The sequence below is a fragment of the Amycolatopsis sp. NPDC102389 genome, from assembly GCF_044765885.1.
GTDB lineage: Bacteria > Actinomycetota > Actinomycetes > Mycobacteriales > Pseudonocardiaceae > Amycolatopsis.
This window is the reverse complement of sequence record NZ_JBIWKX010000032.1, coordinates 20,143-34,200: the sequence shown is the minus strand read 5'-3', so window position 1 is coordinate 34,200 and position 14,058 is coordinate 20,143. Positions and strand designations below refer to the sequence as shown.

The window sequence follows — 14,058 nt, the reverse complement described above, 5'->3', positions numbered from 1 at the left end:
CCCCGCTCGGGGAAGAACCTGTCGAATGTCGGGATTATCGGTTACGAAGTGCTCGCGAGAGCGAACGGCAGTACGGCGCGAGCACCGGCCTGTCGGAGCAAGCGCGCGGACAGCGTCATCGTCCATCCGGTGTCGATCAGGTCGTCGACGAGCAGGATCGGTCCCTCGGCCGAGGCGACTTCGGCGGCGAGCCCTTCGGAAAGGCTGAGACGATTCCACAGGTCGGCCAGCCGCTGCGCGCTGTTCGCCTGGCGAGGGGGCGGCCCCGCCGAAGTCATGGCGCCCAGATAGTTCAGCCGCCCGATGGAGGCCAGCTTCGTCGCCAGGCTGTGGACCAGCTGGGGACGGGTGGCGGACGGCACCTCCACGACCGCGACCGGACGCTCGGCCCACTGCCAACCCTTGAGCACCTCGATACAGGCTTGGAAGACCGGATCGGGGAGTTCGGTGTCCCCCGCGGACGGGCCGACGAGTTCGCGCAGCCGCGTGCCCCAGCCGACGTCGGTCACCCGCCCGACGACCTGGCCGGTCTCGGCCTGCTCACCCGCGGGCAGCCGTCCGGAGAGCGGGACCTCCAGCCCGGCCATCCCGGTCGGCCACATCTTCCGCGGCGCGACCTCGACCCCCGGACGGCGCAGCCGCTGCCGGGTGGCGTCGACGACGTCGTCGGAAATCGTGGTGTCCCACTGCTTTCCGGTGCAGTTGTCACACCGCCCGCAGGGTGTCGCCTCGGGATCGTCCAGCTGCTTGCGCAGGTACTCCATCCGGCAGCCGGTGGTTTCGAGGTACGCCAGCATGGCGTTCTGTTCGTTCGTCCGTGCCGCGCTCACCCGCGCGTAGCGTTCCTTGTCGTACTGCCACTCCTCGCCGGTGCCTTCCCAGCCGCCCTTCACCCGCCGGACGGCGCCGTCTACGTCCAGCACCTTGAGGACCATCTCCAGCCGGGACCGGGACAGCTCGACGAACGGTTCGAGCGCGGGTGTCGACAGTGGACGGTCCGCGTACGCCAGCGCGTTGAGCACCTGGGTCACCCGCAGTTCGTCCGGGAACGCGAGCGAGCCGAAGTACGCCCAGATGTCCTTGTCCTCGTGGCCCGGCAACAGGATCACTTCGGCGCGATCGACGCCACGTCCGGCACGGCCGACCTGCTGGTAGTACGCGATGGGGGAGGACGGAGCCCCGAGATGGACGACGAAGCCCAGATCCGGCTTGTCGAACCCCATGCCCAGCGCCGAAGTGGCCACCAGCGCCTTGACGTTGTTGTTCAACAGATCGTCTTCGGCCGCTTGCCGGTCCGCGGGGTCGGTCTTCCCGGTATAGGCGGCGACCGGATAGCCGCGTTCGGTCAGCAATCCCGCCACGTCGTGGGCCGCGGCGACGGTGAGCGTGTAGATGATCCCGGAGCCAGGCAGTTCCTCCAGATGGTCGGCCAGCCAGGCGAGCCGGGCCTGCGACGTCGGCAGCTTGGCCACCGAGAGGTGCAGGCTTTCGCGGTCCAGGCTGCCGCGCAGGACGAGGGTGTCGCTCCCGTTGCCGATGCCGAGCTGTTCGGCGACGTCGGTCGCCACCCGGTCGTTCGCGGTCGCGGTGGTGGCGAGCACGGGGACGCCGTCGGGCAGGTCCTTCAGCAGCGTTCGCAGCCGGCGGTAGTCCGGCCGGAAGTCGTGACCCCAGTCCGAGATGCAGTGCGCCTCGTCGACCACGAGCAGGCCGGCGCTCGCGGTCAGCTTCGGCAGGACGGTGTCCCGGAAGTCCGGGTTGTTGAGCCGTTCCGGGCTGACCAGGAGGACGTCGACCTCGCCTGCCGCGATCGCGGCCTGGACCTGATCCCACTCCTGCGGGTTCGCGGAGTTCATCGTCGCCGCGTGGATGCCCGCCCTCGCCGCCGCGGAGATCTGGTTGCGCATCAGCGCGAGCAGCGGCGAGATGATCACGGTCGGGCCGTTGCCCCGCTCCCGCAGCAACGCGGTGGCCAGGAAGTACACCGCGGACTTCCCCCAGCCGGTGCGCTGCACGACGAGCGCGCGACGGCGGTGCGCGACCAGCGCCTCGATGGCCGTCCACTGGTCGTCACGCAGGCGGGCGCCCTCGCCCGCCAATGACTGGAGGAGGGTCTCGGCGCGATCCCGGAGAGTCGATGTGTCCACGTCCCCACCTCTACCCCATGCCACCGACGAAGTCGCGATCGGCATGTCGTGAACGGACCGTTCATCCATGGAACCGACTGTAATGTGATCCAGATCACCACCGGTCGGTGGGTCCGGCGACCCGAGCGTGAAGCCTCGAGCGCTGTATAGGCTCACGACCCATGTCACCACGCAGGATCGGGGTCATGGGCGGCACGTTCGACCCCATTCACCACGGGCACCTCGTCGCGGCCAGTGAGGTCCAGTCGCGGTTCGCGCTCGACGAGGTCATCTTCGTGCCCACCGGTCAGCCGTGGCAGAAGTCCGACAGGGTGGTCACCCGCGCCGAGGACCGCTACCTGATGACGGTGATCGCGACGGCGTCCAACCCCGTCTTCTCGGTCAGCCGCGTCGACATCGACCGCGTCGGGCAGACCTACACCGTCGACACCCTGCGCGACCTGCGCGCGGAGTACCCGGACGACCAGCTGTTCTTCATCACCGGCGCGGACGCGCTCGAACAGATCCTCACCTGGCGCAACGCCGACGAGCTGTTCGACCTCGCGCATTTCATCGGCGTCACCAGGCCGGGTTACCGCCTCAACTCGCAGCATCTGCCGAGCGGGAAGGTGAGCCTGGTCGAGGTGACCGCGATGGCGATCTCGTCCACCGCGTGCCGCGAGCGGGTCGAAGGCGGGGAGCCCGTCTGGTACCTCGTCCCCGACGGTGTGGTGCGCTACATCGCCAAAAAGGACCTCTATCGCAAAGACCGGGGATCCCCACCGGGTACCCTCGTCGGGCGCACCCGCGAGTAAAGCCATCTGTTTGAGGAGAACTGTGACAGCCACGTCCGAGGCACGAGAGCTGGCCGTAGCGGCCGCCCATGCGGCGGCGGACAAGAAGGCGAGCGACGTGGTCGTGCTGGACGTGTCCGACCAGCTGGTCATCACCGACGCCTTCGTCATCGCGTCCGCGCCCAACGAGCGCCAGGTCGGCGCCATCGTCGACAACGTCGAGGAGCAGCTGCGGCTCGGCGGGCACAAGCCCGTCCGCCGTGAAGGCGCCCGCGAGGGCCGCTGGGTCCTGCTGGACTACGTCGACGTCGTCATCCACGTCCAGCACCAGGAGGAGCGCTCCTTCTACGGTCTCGAGCGGCTCTGGAAGGACTGCCCGCGGATCGAGGTCGAAGGTTTGGAGACACCCGCCGAGGAGGACCCCGCCGACGCGCAAGGCGCCTCGTGAGCCCGCGGCGGCTGGTGCTCTGGCGCCACGGCGAGACCGATTACAACGCGGCGGGCCGGATGCAGGGGCATCTGGACTCCGCGCTGACCCCGGTCGGCTGGAACCAGGCCAGGTTCGCCGTGCCCGCGCTCGCCCGGTTCTCCCCGGATCTGGTGATCGCCTCGGATCTGCGCCGCGCGACCGACACGGCCACGGTGCTCACCGAGGCCATCGGCGTCCCGCTGCGCATCGACAAGCGCCTTCGGGAAACCCATCTGGGTGAATGGCAGGGCTTCACCGGCCGGCAGGTCGACGAGGCGTACCCCGGTGAACGCGCACGCTGGCGCGTCGACGCGACCTGGGCGCCGCCCGGCGGCGAGTCGCGGGTCGACGTCGCCGGACGCGCGATGGAGGTCGTCGCGGACCTGGACCAGCCCAATTCCGACGCCGGCGACGCGGTGCTGCTGGCGACGCACGGCGGTCTGATCATCGCGCTGACCGCGAAACTGCTCGGTCTGCCGGTCGAGTCCTGGCCGTCGCTGGGCGGGATCGCGAATTGCCACTGGGTCGAGCTGACCAGGCGCGACGGCAACTGGCGCTTGGCCGCCTACAACGCGGGAATCACCGGCTGATCCATGGCCCCGCGCCTGCTCGTGTTCGGCGATTCCCTCAGCTTCCACGGCCCGGACGGCCCGCACGCCGCCGACGACGCACGTCTGTGGCCCAACATCGCCGCCGAAGCGCTCGGCGGCGGTGGAGTGGACCTCGTCGCCGGATTCGGCTGGACCGCCCGTGACGCCTGGTGGTCGTTGATCGGCGACCCGCGGGTCTGGGCGGATCTCCATCACGTCGACGCCGTCGTGCTGGCCGTCGGGAGCATGGACACGCTGCCCTCTCCGCTGCCCACCTACCTGCGCACCGGCCTCCGCTACCTGCGGCCTGACCCGCTGCGACGCGTGGTGCGCAAGGCGTATCTGGCCGCCCAGCCCCGGCTCGCGATCGCCCTCCGGGGACGTCCGGTGGTCTTGCCGTCGAAGCTCACCGTCCAGTACCTCGACACCGCCGTCGGAGCCTTGCGCGCGCTGCGACCGGAGCTGCCGATCTTCGGCATGCTGCCCTCGGTGCACCGATCCGACTCGTACGGCCGGGTCCACACCGCCCGCGCCGGTGCCACGGCCGCCCTTGCCGAATGGGGCCGTCGTGCGGACGTCCCGCTGCTGGATCTCGAAGCGGTGGTCGGCGAGCACGTGCTGAGCGGCCGGGGCAATCCGGACGGCATGCACTGGGGATGGGAAGGACATACCGCCGTCGGCACGGAAATGGCCCGCCTGATGGCCCCGGTGCTCCGCCCCGCGGCAACGTAGGCTGGCTGCCGTGTCGGTCGCCGTAGTCACGGATTCCACCGCCCACCTACCGGAAGGCTTCGCCGAACGGAACGGGATCCGGGTGGTCCCGTTGCACGTCCTCGTGGACGGCGTCGTGTTCCTGGACGGCGTCGAGATGGGTCCCGCGGCCCTGGCCGAGGCGCTCGGTAAACGCAGCCTGGTGACGACTTCCCGGCCGACGCCCGCCGAGTTCGTCAAGGAGTTCCGGGCGGCGCTGGCCGAGGGCGCGGACGCCGTCGTGTCGGTGCACCTGTCCCGGGAGTTGTCGGGGACCTGGGAGGCGGCCGTGCTCGCGGCACAGGAGGTCGGGCCGGACAAGGTGCGCGTGGTCGATTCGCGCAGCACCGCGATGGGGCTCGGGTTCGCCGCCCTGCGCGCGGCGAGCGCCGCCGCGAACGGAGCCGAGCCTGCCGAGGTGGAGGCGGCCGCGGTCGACGCGGTGAGCCGCTCGGAGACCCTGTTCGCCGTCGAGACCCTCGAATACCTGCGCCGTGGCGGGAGGATCGGCCCGGCGGCCGCCCTGCTCGGCACGGCGCTCGCGGTGAAACCGGTGCTCCACATGTCCGAAGGCCGGATCCAGCCTCTGGAGAAGGTGCGGACGATGAATCGCGCGGTGGCGCGGCTGGTCGAACTCGCCGTGAAGGCGGCCGAAGGCGGGCTCGCCGACATCGCCGTCCACCACCTGGCTTCGCCGGAACGCGCGGTCGAACTGGCCAACCGGCTCGAGGAATCCATCGACTGCCCGGAAGGGTGCGTGGTCTCGGAAATCGGCGCTGTCATCGGGGCCCATACCGGCCCCGGTGTGCTCGGTGTCGTGATCCAGCGAGCGGGTTAGGGAAACCCGCCAGCGTCCCATACGGCCCCGACGGAAACCGGTGATCCGGTCTCGGCCGCGGCCGGGTTGTCCACAACACCCCACTTGTCCACAGTCTCGGGATTCACCACTGCCGCCCGTCGCCCCCGCTCCGTAGCGTCGTTCACGTGTTCGACCAAACCGCCCGGTCACCGGGTCCCTCCGTCAACGCCAGGCTGGCGTGGCTGGCCGCGCAGCTGTCGGCGCCCACCCAGGGCCCGCCCGCGGGCAGGCTCGTACGCCGCTGGGTGCCCGCCCGGTTCACGGCGGACGGGATCCCGGTGAACCGGCGGTGGCTCGCCGTGGTGGCCGTGCTGATCGCGGTGGCCGTGATCGTGACCGGAGCGATCGCCTGGTTCGGACACCGGCCAGGGGCGGAAACCCCGCCGCCCCTGCCGTCGGCGAAGGCCGCCGGAGATGTCCCCGCCGCGGCGGGCAAGGCGCCTCTGGTGGTCAGCGTCGTCGGCCGGGTGCTCAAACCCGGCCTGGTCACGCTCCCTCCGGGCGCACGGGTCGCCGATGCCCTCACGGCGGCCGGTGGGGCACAGCCCGGAACGGATCTGACCGGCGTGAATCTGGCCCGGCGGCTCGCCGACGGTGAGCAGGTGGCCGTCGGCGTCGCCGTTCCGGCCGCGGCCGGAACGGCGGCACCGGTGGGGAAGCTCGACCTGAACACGGCGACGGCCGAGCAACTCGACACCCTGCCCGGGGTCGGCGAAGTGATGGCGAAACGCATCGTCGACTGGCGGTCCGGGCACGGTGGGTTCACCACCGTCGAGCAACTCCGTGACGTAGAAGGGATCGGCGAAAGTAAATATCGAAAACTCCGGGAAGTGGTGTCCGTCGGATGAACCCGTCCGCCGATCCGTCCGAAGTGGACACCGCGTCGTGGCGGGGTCAAGACCTGCGGCTGTTACCGGCCGCGGCGACGGCCTGGCTCGGCACTCTTTCCGGGTTACTCGCCGGCTGGTGGATCACGATGCTCTGCGGTGCGGCCGCCGTGGTGCTCGCGATCGCCGCCGGTGTCCGTGCCCGCCGGACGGCGTCCCGGTGGGTGGCGGGCCTGGCCGCCCTGGCGGTCCTCGGCGTGCTCACCGCCGGTCCGGTGGCGCTGCGGATCCGGGCCGCCGAGCACGACGACCTCCGTGCCGCCGCCGCACGGGGGAGCGACCTCACCGCGAGGGTGGTGGTCACCGAGCGGCCACGTCCGGTCCGCGGTGCCGGATACGCCGATCGCCAGGCAGGCACCCGCCTGGTGGTCGTCGCCGCGACGGTGGACACCGCGGTGGCGGGTGAGCAGGTGGTGGATTCGGCCGGCCGGATCCTCCTGCTCGCTCCCGCCGAGGGGTGGACGGACCTGCTGCCCGGGCAGCAGGTCACCGCCTCCGGACGGCTCGCGCCGGCGAAGGGGGCCGAACTGACGGTCGCGGTCCTCTCGGTGCGAGGTCCGCCGTCGGCCGTAGGACCGGCGCCCTGGTGGCAGCGAGCCGCGGAATCGCTGCGCACCGGGCTCCGGGAACTGTGCGCCGTCCTCCCGGAGGAGGAGGCCGGTCTCGTGCCCGGACTGGTCGTGGGGGACACGAGCACGCTGTCCCCGAGGGTCGAACGGGAGTTCACGGACTCCGGCATGTCCCACCTGATGGCCGTGAGCGGTGGGAACGTGGCGATCGTCTGCGGCTCGATCCTGCTCCTGTTGAGAGTGCTCCGGGTCGGGCCGCGGACTTCCGCCGCCGCGGCCGCCGCGGGGCTCGCCGGGTTCGTGGTCCTCGCCGGGCCCGCACCCAGCGTGCTCCGCGCCGGGGTGATGGGAGCGGTCGGGCTGCTGGCGCTGGCGCTGGGGCGCCGGGGTTCGGCGCTGCCCGCGCTGGCGTTCGCGGTGGCCGGGCTCGTCGTGGCTGACCCCGCGATGGCCGCCGACTTCGGGTTCGCGCTTTCGGTGCTGGCCACGGCCGGGCTTGTACTGCTGGCGCCGAGGTGGGCGGAATGGCTGGTCGGACGCGGTGTCCCGGCCGGCTACGCCGAGGGGCTGGCCATCCCGCTGGCCGCGTTCGTGATGACGGCGCCGGTCATCGCGGGTATGGCGGGATCGGTCAGTCTCGTCTCGGTGGTGACCAACTTGCTCGCGGCGCCGGTGGTCGCCCCGGCCACCGTGTTCGGCGTGCTCGCCACCGCCGTCGGGCCGTGGTGGCCGTCCGCGGGCAGGCTGCTGGTCCGCTTGACCGAACCCGAGGCGAGCTGGCTCATCACCGTGGCCCGCCATGGCGCCCGGGCGCCGGGAGCGGTCGTGGACTGGCCGGATGGCTGGTGGGGCGGGCTTCTGGCGGCCGGTCTGCTCGCCGTGCTGCTCGTCCTCGTCCGGCTGCGGCACGCCAGGATCCTGCTGGCGATCGCGTTGGCCACCGGGCTGGTCGTCTTCGTACCGGTGCGGGTGCTGGCACCGGCATGGCCACCGTCGTCGTGGACTGCCGTCGCCTGCGACGTCGGACAGGGCGATGCCGTCGTCCTCGCCACGGGCGAGCAGGGGAGGGCGGTCCTGGTCGACACCGGGCCGGAACCGGGACCGGTGGACGAATGCCTGAGCAGGCTCGGTGTGGACCGCCTGCCGCTGATCGTGCTGAGTCATCTGCACGCCGACCACATCGGCGGTCTCGGATCCGTCTTCGAGGGCCGGTCGGTCGGGGCGGTCGCCGTCGGCCCGGGCCGGGCCCCCGCGTGGGCGTGGCAGCAGGTCGCGGACGAGACGGCGCGCCGCGGGATTCCCTTGCTGGAGCTGGAGATCGGGCAACGGCTGGACTGGCCGGCGTTGTCACTCGACGTACTGGGACCGCGCTATGTCACCCGGCGATCGGTTCGCGAACAGGACGGTACGGTGATCAACAACGGTTCCGTCGTCCTGCGCGCCGGGACCTCGGCGGGCCGGTTGCTGCTGACAGGTGACATCGAGCTCGCCGCACAGGCCGACCTGATGGCCGAGGGCGCCGATCTGCGTGCCGACATCCTTAAGGTCCCGCACCACGGAAGCCGTTACACGGCACCGGATTTCCTCAACGCCGTCGCGCCGAGGGCCGCGTTGGTGAGTGTCGGTGCCGGAAACACCTATGGTCATCCGAACAAGTCCACTTTGGACAATCTGGTGGCCGTCGGCGCGTCGGTCGCCAGGACGGACACGGACGGCGACACCGCGGTGGTCGCCGACGCGCGCGGCCTCGCCCTCGTGCGCCGGGGCGAGCCCCGCGGCCCGCCTCGTTCGTGAGGCGGGCCGGCGGGAACTCAGATGCCTAGGGCCTTTCAGATGCCTAGAGCCTTCAGATGCCTAGAGCCTCGCGGACCGCGTCGGCCGAGGCGCTGACGGTGGCCTTCGGGCCGATCTTGTCCTCGACGGCGTCAAGGGTCTTGAGGCCGTCACCGGTGATCAGCAGGACGATCTCCTCGTCCGGGTTCAGCTTGCCGGTCTCGATGAGCTTCTTGGCCGTCGCGACGGTGACCCCGCCCGCGGTCTCGGTGAAGATGCCCTCGGTGCGGGCGAGCAACCGGATGCCCTCGACGACCTCTTCGTCGGTGACGTCTTCGATCGCGCCGCCGGTGCGGTTGACCACGTCGAGGACGTAGGGGCCGTCGGCCGGGTTCCCGATCGCCAGCGACCGGGCGATCGTGTCCGGCTTGACCGGCTGGACGACGTCGTGTCCCGCGCGGAAGGCCGCCGAGACGGGCGAGCAGCCGGTGGCCTGCGCGCCGAACACCTTGTACGGCGTCTCGTCGACGAGGCCGAGCTGACCGAACTCACGGAAACCCTTGTCCACCTTGGTGAGCTGGGAACCGGAGGCGATCGGCACCACGATCTGGGAGGGGAGCCGCCAGCCGAGCTGTTCGGCGACCTCGAAGGCCAGCGTCTTGGAGCCCTCCGAGTAGTAGGGCCGGACGTTCACGTTGACGAACGCCCAGCTCTCCTGCTCGGCGGCGAGCTGGGTGGCGAGCCGGTTCACGTCGTCGTAGTTGCCGTCGACCGCGATCAGGTCTCCGTCGTACACGGCGGTGGTGAGGATCTTGGCGCGCTCGAGGGTCTTCGGGATCAGCACGACCGACCGCCAGCCGGCGCGGGCCGCCGCGGCGGCGACGGCGTTGGCCAGGTTGCCGGTCGACGGACAGGCCAGCACGTCGAACCCGAACTCACGGGCGGCGGCCAGTGCGACGGCGACCACGCGGTCCTTGAACGAGTGGGTGGGGTTCCCGGTATCGTCCTTGACCCAGACCTTCTTGACGCCCAAGGCTTTCGCGAGCCTGTCGGCCTGGATGAGCCGGGTGGCGCCGGGTTCGGTGTTGGGGATTTCTTCGACGTTCGAGGGAACGGGAAGGAGCTTCTTGTAGCGCCAGATGTTCTTCGGCCCGGCTTCGATGTCCTCGCGGCGCACGCGGCCGAAGTCGTAGGCGACCTCGAGCGGCGAGAAGTCCTCGGCGGAAACGAATTCGGGGGCGAGCGGCTGCCGGTGTCCCTCTTCCTTCGACACCAGTTCGACGGCCGGTCCGAGATCCGGGGTCTTGGTGGTGGAGGTCGTGCCGAGGGTTGCGGTCATCGCGAGGTCCTTTCCTCATCTGCCCCGCCGTGGCGGGCCGGAATTGGCACCGTGTTCGTCAGCTACCCCGCGATCGCGGGATGACAGGCTGACGCCGGTTGCCGGGGCTTCATCGGGCCGTTCCCTCTGCCCCTCTGGATGAGCGGTATTCGATTGTCGGCACGCGTGTCATCGCGTCGCCTCGCCAACACCGTACGACATGAGGCTCAGGTGGGGCCACCGTGCCCGGAACACATCACCGGGCAAAGCACACGAGAGGAGGAGTGGCAGGATCGTCACCGTGACGACGCAAGCTTCCGCCCCATCGCCGCTGGTCCTGGTTCTCGGTGAGGAAGAGCTGCTGATCGAACGTGCGGTCCGCAGTGCTTCGGACGCGGCCAAAGCGGCCGATCCGACGGCGGATCTCACCCGGATCCGGGTGTCGGACCTCACAGTCCCGGCACTCGCGGAAATGGTCAGCCCCTCGCTGTTCGCCGAGGGCCGGGTGATCGTCCTCGAATCCGCGCACGACATCTCGCAGGAGCTCGCCGACGGCGTCATGGCCTACGTCAAGGCGCCCGCCGACGGCATCGTGCTCGTCGTCGTGCACAGCGGAGGCGGCCGGAGCAAGGCCGCGAAAGGGCTTCCCGCCGCCTTGAAGAAGGCCGGCGCGGAGGTCGTCGAGTGCCCGAAGCTGACCAAGGCCGCGGAGCGGGAATCCTTTGTCCGCAACGAGGTCCGCCGGGTCGGCGGGAAGATCGACGGTGCGGCCGTGCTCGCGCTGATCGACGCCGTCGGCTCGGATCTGCGCGAGCTGTCATCGGCCGCGACCCAGCTCGTCGCGGACGCCGGTGGGGTGGTCGACGAGCAGGCGGTCCGGCGCTACCACCGTGGCCGTGCGGACGTGAACGGATTCGCGGTCGCCGAGAAGGCCGTGGCCGGCGACAAGGCGGCGGCGCTGGAGTCGCTGCGCTGGGCGATGCAGCTGGGCGTACCGCACGTGCTGGTGGCGGACGCCCTCGCCGACGCCGTCCGGACGATCGCGCGGGTGTCCGGCGCCGGTCGCGGGAACCCGAATCAGATGGCCGGCGAGCTGGGGATGCCGCCGTGGAAGGTGCGCAAGGCGCAGGGGCAGGCCCGCGGCTGGGGGCAGGACGGCCTGGCCACCGCGATGCGGGTGGTCGCCCGGCTCAACGCCGAGGTCAAGGGGGTCGCGGCCAACCCGGAGTACGCGCTGGAGCGGGCCGTCCTGGAGGTCGTCGGCGCCCACGGCACCAGCCGCTGAGAAACAAGCCGCCGAGAACAGCGAAAAGGCCCCGGCGACTCGTGTCGCCGGGGCCTTTCGAAAGCCGATCAGAGAGAGTTCGCGCGCTTCGCGAGCGCGGACTTCTTGTTGGCGGCCTGGTTGGCGTGGAGAACGCCCTTGGTCACGGCCTTGTCCAGCTTCTTGGCCGCGTCCTTCTGCAGCTCCAGGGCCTTGGCCTTGTCACCGGCGTCGGCGGCCTCGCGGAACTTGCGGATCGCGGTCTTCACCGAGGACCGGATCGCCTGGTTGCGCTGACGCGCCTTCTCGTTGGTGGTGATGCGCTTGATCTGCGACTTGATGTTGGCCACGGGGGCGCTCCTCTTGAATCTCTCGGTGGTTTCACCGTCGCGCTGTGACCGGCCCTGCGCGCTCGCGAGAGCGGCGCGGGTTTCCTCCATGACGGAATGCCACACGACGGCGAGAAGCAAGCTTAACAGCCGTCCCGGGGTGGCTCGCGGCAGCCTCGGGACGGCTGCTTGCGGTACGGTGAAGATCGTAGTGCCTAGGGTTCCGCCGCCTGCCCGGCCGGCGAAAACACACAATCAGGGCAGACGGGACCGGTCCGAGCGGCACCATCGGCGGAGCCGGAAGCGCCGCCGTTCATCTGACGGGACAAAAGCCTGGAGGACCGGGTTTTCCGCGTGCGCGGAAAACGTGAAAGGTCCGCCGTGAACGCCACCGCCCTGTCCTTCGTCATCATCGCCGCGGTCATCCACGCGGGCTGGAACCTCGCCGCCAAGCGGATCCGCCGGGGCGGAGCCCGGTTCGTCTGGGCTTACTACAGCCTTTCCGCGATCCTGCTCATCCCCGTGATGGCGGTCTCGCTGGCCGTGGAGCCACAACGTCCACAGTGGACCTGGCTGTTCGCCGCCGTGGTCACCGCGGTGTTCCACGTCACCTACGGCGTTGTCCTCCAACGGGGATACGCCGTCGGCGATCTGTCCGTCGTCTATCCCGTCGCCCGCGGCACCGGGCCGTTGATCTCGGTGCTCGCCGCCGTCGTGTTGCTCGGTGAGCGGCCGGGGCTCCTCGGCCTGGTGGGCGCGTTCCTCGTGGTCGCCGGGGTGCTGGTGATCGGCACCGGGCGAGCACCGGCGCACGCCGACGCCGCCGATCGTGCCGCTCGCCGCAAAGGTCTGGCCTACGGCCTGCTGACCGGTCTCACGATCGCCGCCTACACACTGTGGGACGCGCATTCGGTCACCGGTCTCGGTGTCCCGCCGATCGTGTACTTCGGGACCGGTGCGATCGTGCAGAGCCTGCTCATGGCGCCGTACGCCCTGAAGGATCGCGAGGAGATCTCGTGGCTCTGGCGTGAGCACAAGCGTGAGGTCGTCATCGTCGGCGTGCTCTCGCCGGTCGCCTACCTGCTGGTGCTCTACGCCCTCCAGATCGCCCCGGTGAGCCTCGTCGCACCCGCGCGCGAGCTGAGCATCGTCTTGGGCGGCATCGCCGCCTGGCTGGTCCTGGGGGAGGCGAACGCCGTCCGCAGGCTGGCCGGTTCGGTGGTGGTGCTGGCGGGGATCGCCGCGATTGCGATGGCCTGAACCCATCCGGTAGGGATGAGCCATGGACGTGCTGAGCAGCAGGGTGCTGATCCACCCGAAGGACCTCGACGTGTCGACGGCGTTCTATCGGGACACCCTGGGCCTGGCCATCGACAAGGAGTTCCCCGGCGGCACGGTGTTCTTCGCCGGGAACGGATCGATCGAGATCGTCGGTACCGGAGAGACCGGTCCGACCCCTGACGTCGCCTTGTGGCTGCAGGTCCGGGATCTGGCCGCGGCGCTCGAGGAGCTCGAGGCGAAAGGCCTGGAACCCGTCCGCGGCGCGCGGCGCGAACCGTGGGGACTGGACGAAGCGTGGATCGCCGACCCGGACGGCACCAGGATCGTGCTGGTCGAAGTGCCGCGCGAGCATCCGTTGCGCACTGATCCGCGCTAGCTCAGCGGCTTGATCGCGCGCAGCTGAGCGGCGAGGGAGGCGCCGAATCCCGGAGGGTCCCAGGTCCAGGTCTGCAGATCGACGAAGCCGGCGTCGGCCGCTTCGTCGGCCAGCTCGTGCCGGGAGACCGGAAGCCACTTCTCGTGCGACGAAATCAGCAGCCTGCCACCGGGGCGCAACACCCGGAACAGCTCGGCGAATCCGGCCGCCCGGTCGTCCCACAGCTGCACGTTGTTGACGCTCAGGACCACGTCGACGCTCTCGTCGGGCTCACCTGTGGAGTCCGCGGTGCCCTGCCGCAGCTCCACCCTGTCGCCGCAGCGGCGGCGAGAACGGGCAAGCATCTCCGGGGACGGGTCGACACCGATGGCGCGGCCCGCGAGTTCGGCCGTGGCCTGCAAGCCGACGCCGGGGCCGGGGCCCACGACCAGGGCGGTCTCGCCGGATTCGATCGACGCGAGCTCGACGACGCGAAGCTCGGTGGCGGCATTGCCGTGCGCCATCGCCCGGCCGCCGAACCGGCCTAGCAATCCCCGGGGATGGCCGAACGTGCGGTCGAGCATTTGGGACAGTGAAGTACTCATACATCGAGGGCACCACAGCTCATCACGGGCCGCATCGGGGATGACCCCCACTCGCACCCGGAGCGGCATGGGACCATAGAGCTGGCACA

14 protein-coding genes and 1 riboswitch are annotated in these 14,058 nt (G+C 70.5%); of the genes, 10 read left to right on the top strand and 4 right to left on the bottom strand.

The window, feature by feature from the left end; genetic code table 11:
- Positions 1 to 41: 41 nt before the first annotated feature.
- Complete coding sequence (locus ACIRGA_RS25070; RefSeq protein WP_400945002.1) at positions 42 to 2,147, bottom strand: RecQ family ATP-dependent DNA helicase; 2,106 nt, start codon at positions 2,145 to 2,147, stop codon at positions 42 to 44.
- Positions 2,148 to 2,308: 161 nt separating this feature from the next.
- Between ACIRGA_RS25070 and nadD the strand changes: the two genes are divergently transcribed.
- The 7 genes from nadD to ACIRGA_RS25035 all read left to right on the top strand — a co-directional run bounded on the left by nadD (position 2,309) and on the right by ACIRGA_RS25035 (position 8,838).
- Positions 2,309 to 2,941, top strand: coding sequence for a nicotinate-nucleotide adenylyltransferase (gene nadD / locus ACIRGA_RS25065; protein ID WP_073846459.1), 633 nt, complete (start codon positions 2,309 to 2,311; stop codon positions 2,939 to 2,941).
- 22 nt (positions 2,942 to 2,963) lie between these two features.
- A complete protein-coding gene (gene rsfS, locus ACIRGA_RS25060) occupies positions 2,964 to 3,368 on the top strand; it encodes a ribosome silencing factor (RefSeq protein WP_005158575.1) in 405 nt (134 codons plus the stop codon).
- Entirely contained in the window at positions 3,365 to 3,979 is a 615-nt protein-coding gene (locus ACIRGA_RS25055) for a histidine phosphatase family protein (protein WP_400944999.1), read from the top strand. Before rsfS ends, ACIRGA_RS25055 begins: the two co-directional genes overlap by 4 nt.
- 3 nt (positions 3,980 to 3,982) lie before the next feature.
- On the top strand, positions 3,983 to 4,711 hold the full coding sequence (gene octT / locus ACIRGA_RS25050) for a diglucosylglycerate octanoyltransferase (protein WP_400944997.1): 729 nt from the start codon (positions 3,983 to 3,985) through the stop codon (positions 4,709 to 4,711).
- A 10-nt stretch (positions 4,712 to 4,721) separates the two neighbouring features.
- Positions 4,722 to 5,567, top strand: coding sequence for a DegV family protein (locus ACIRGA_RS25045; RefSeq protein WP_400944995.1), 846 nt, complete (start codon positions 4,722 to 4,724; stop codon positions 5,565 to 5,567).
- A 146-nt stretch (positions 5,568 to 5,713) separates the two neighbouring features.
- A complete protein-coding gene (locus ACIRGA_RS25040) occupies positions 5,714 to 6,436 on the top strand; it encodes a helix-hairpin-helix domain-containing protein (RefSeq protein ID WP_400944993.1) in 723 nt (240 codons plus the stop codon).
- Positions 6,433 to 8,838, top strand: coding sequence for a ComEC/Rec2 family competence protein (locus tag ACIRGA_RS25035; RefSeq protein ID WP_400944991.1), 2,406 nt, complete (start codon positions 6,433 to 6,435; stop codon positions 8,836 to 8,838). The genes ACIRGA_RS25040 and ACIRGA_RS25035 overlap by 4 nt, the downstream gene beginning before the upstream one ends.
- A 52-nt stretch (positions 8,839 to 8,890) precedes the next feature.
- Here the strand turns inward: ACIRGA_RS25035 and thrC are convergent, their stop codons facing one another.
- Positions 8,891 to 10,156, bottom strand: coding sequence for a threonine synthase (thrC, locus tag ACIRGA_RS25030; RefSeq protein ID WP_005158594.1), 1,266 nt, complete (start codon positions 10,154 to 10,156; stop codon positions 8,891 to 8,893).
- 12 nt (positions 10,157 to 10,168) lie between these two features.
- A riboswitch (SAM riboswitch) is annotated at positions 10,169 to 10,301 on the bottom strand.
- 135 nt (positions 10,302 to 10,436) lie between these two features.
- On the opposite strand from thrC, the gene holA reads away from it, so the two are divergent.
- Positions 10,437 to 11,420 carry a DNA polymerase III subunit delta gene (holA, locus tag ACIRGA_RS25025; protein ID WP_400944989.1) on the top strand — a complete coding sequence of 328 codons (984 nt, stop codon included), beginning with the start codon at positions 10,437 to 10,439 and terminating at the stop codon, positions 11,418 to 11,420.
- A 68-nt stretch (positions 11,421 to 11,488) separates the two neighbouring features.
- Here the strand turns inward: holA and rpsT are convergent, their stop codons facing one another.
- A complete protein-coding gene (gene rpsT / locus ACIRGA_RS25020) occupies positions 11,489 to 11,749 on the bottom strand; it encodes a 30S ribosomal protein S20 (protein ID WP_007034798.1) in 261 nt (86 codons plus the stop codon).
- A gap of 360 nt (positions 11,750 to 12,109) precedes the next feature.
- Between rpsT and ACIRGA_RS25015 the strand changes: the two genes are divergently transcribed.
- Together ACIRGA_RS25015 and ACIRGA_RS25010 are read left to right on the top strand one after the other, a co-directional pair.
- On the top strand, positions 12,110 to 12,988 hold the full coding sequence (locus tag ACIRGA_RS25015) for an EamA family transporter (RefSeq protein WP_400944986.1): 879 nt from the start codon (positions 12,110 to 12,112) through the stop codon (positions 12,986 to 12,988).
- Between the two features lie 22 nt (positions 12,989 to 13,010).
- Positions 13,011 to 13,385: a VOC family protein gene (locus ACIRGA_RS25010; protein ID WP_400944984.1), complete on the top strand. Its 375-nt coding sequence runs from the start codon at positions 13,011 to 13,013 to the stop codon at positions 13,383 to 13,385.
- On the opposite strand, the gene ACIRGA_RS25005 is transcribed toward ACIRGA_RS25010, so the two are convergent.
- The gene (locus ACIRGA_RS25005; protein ID WP_400944982.1) at positions 13,382 to 13,969 is read right to left on the bottom strand and encodes a class I SAM-dependent methyltransferase; all 588 of its coding nucleotides are present in this window, start codon (positions 13,967 to 13,969) and stop codon (positions 13,382 to 13,384) included. The genes ACIRGA_RS25010 and ACIRGA_RS25005 overlap by 4 nt on opposite strands.
- Positions 13,970 to 14,058: the final 89 nt, after the last annotated feature.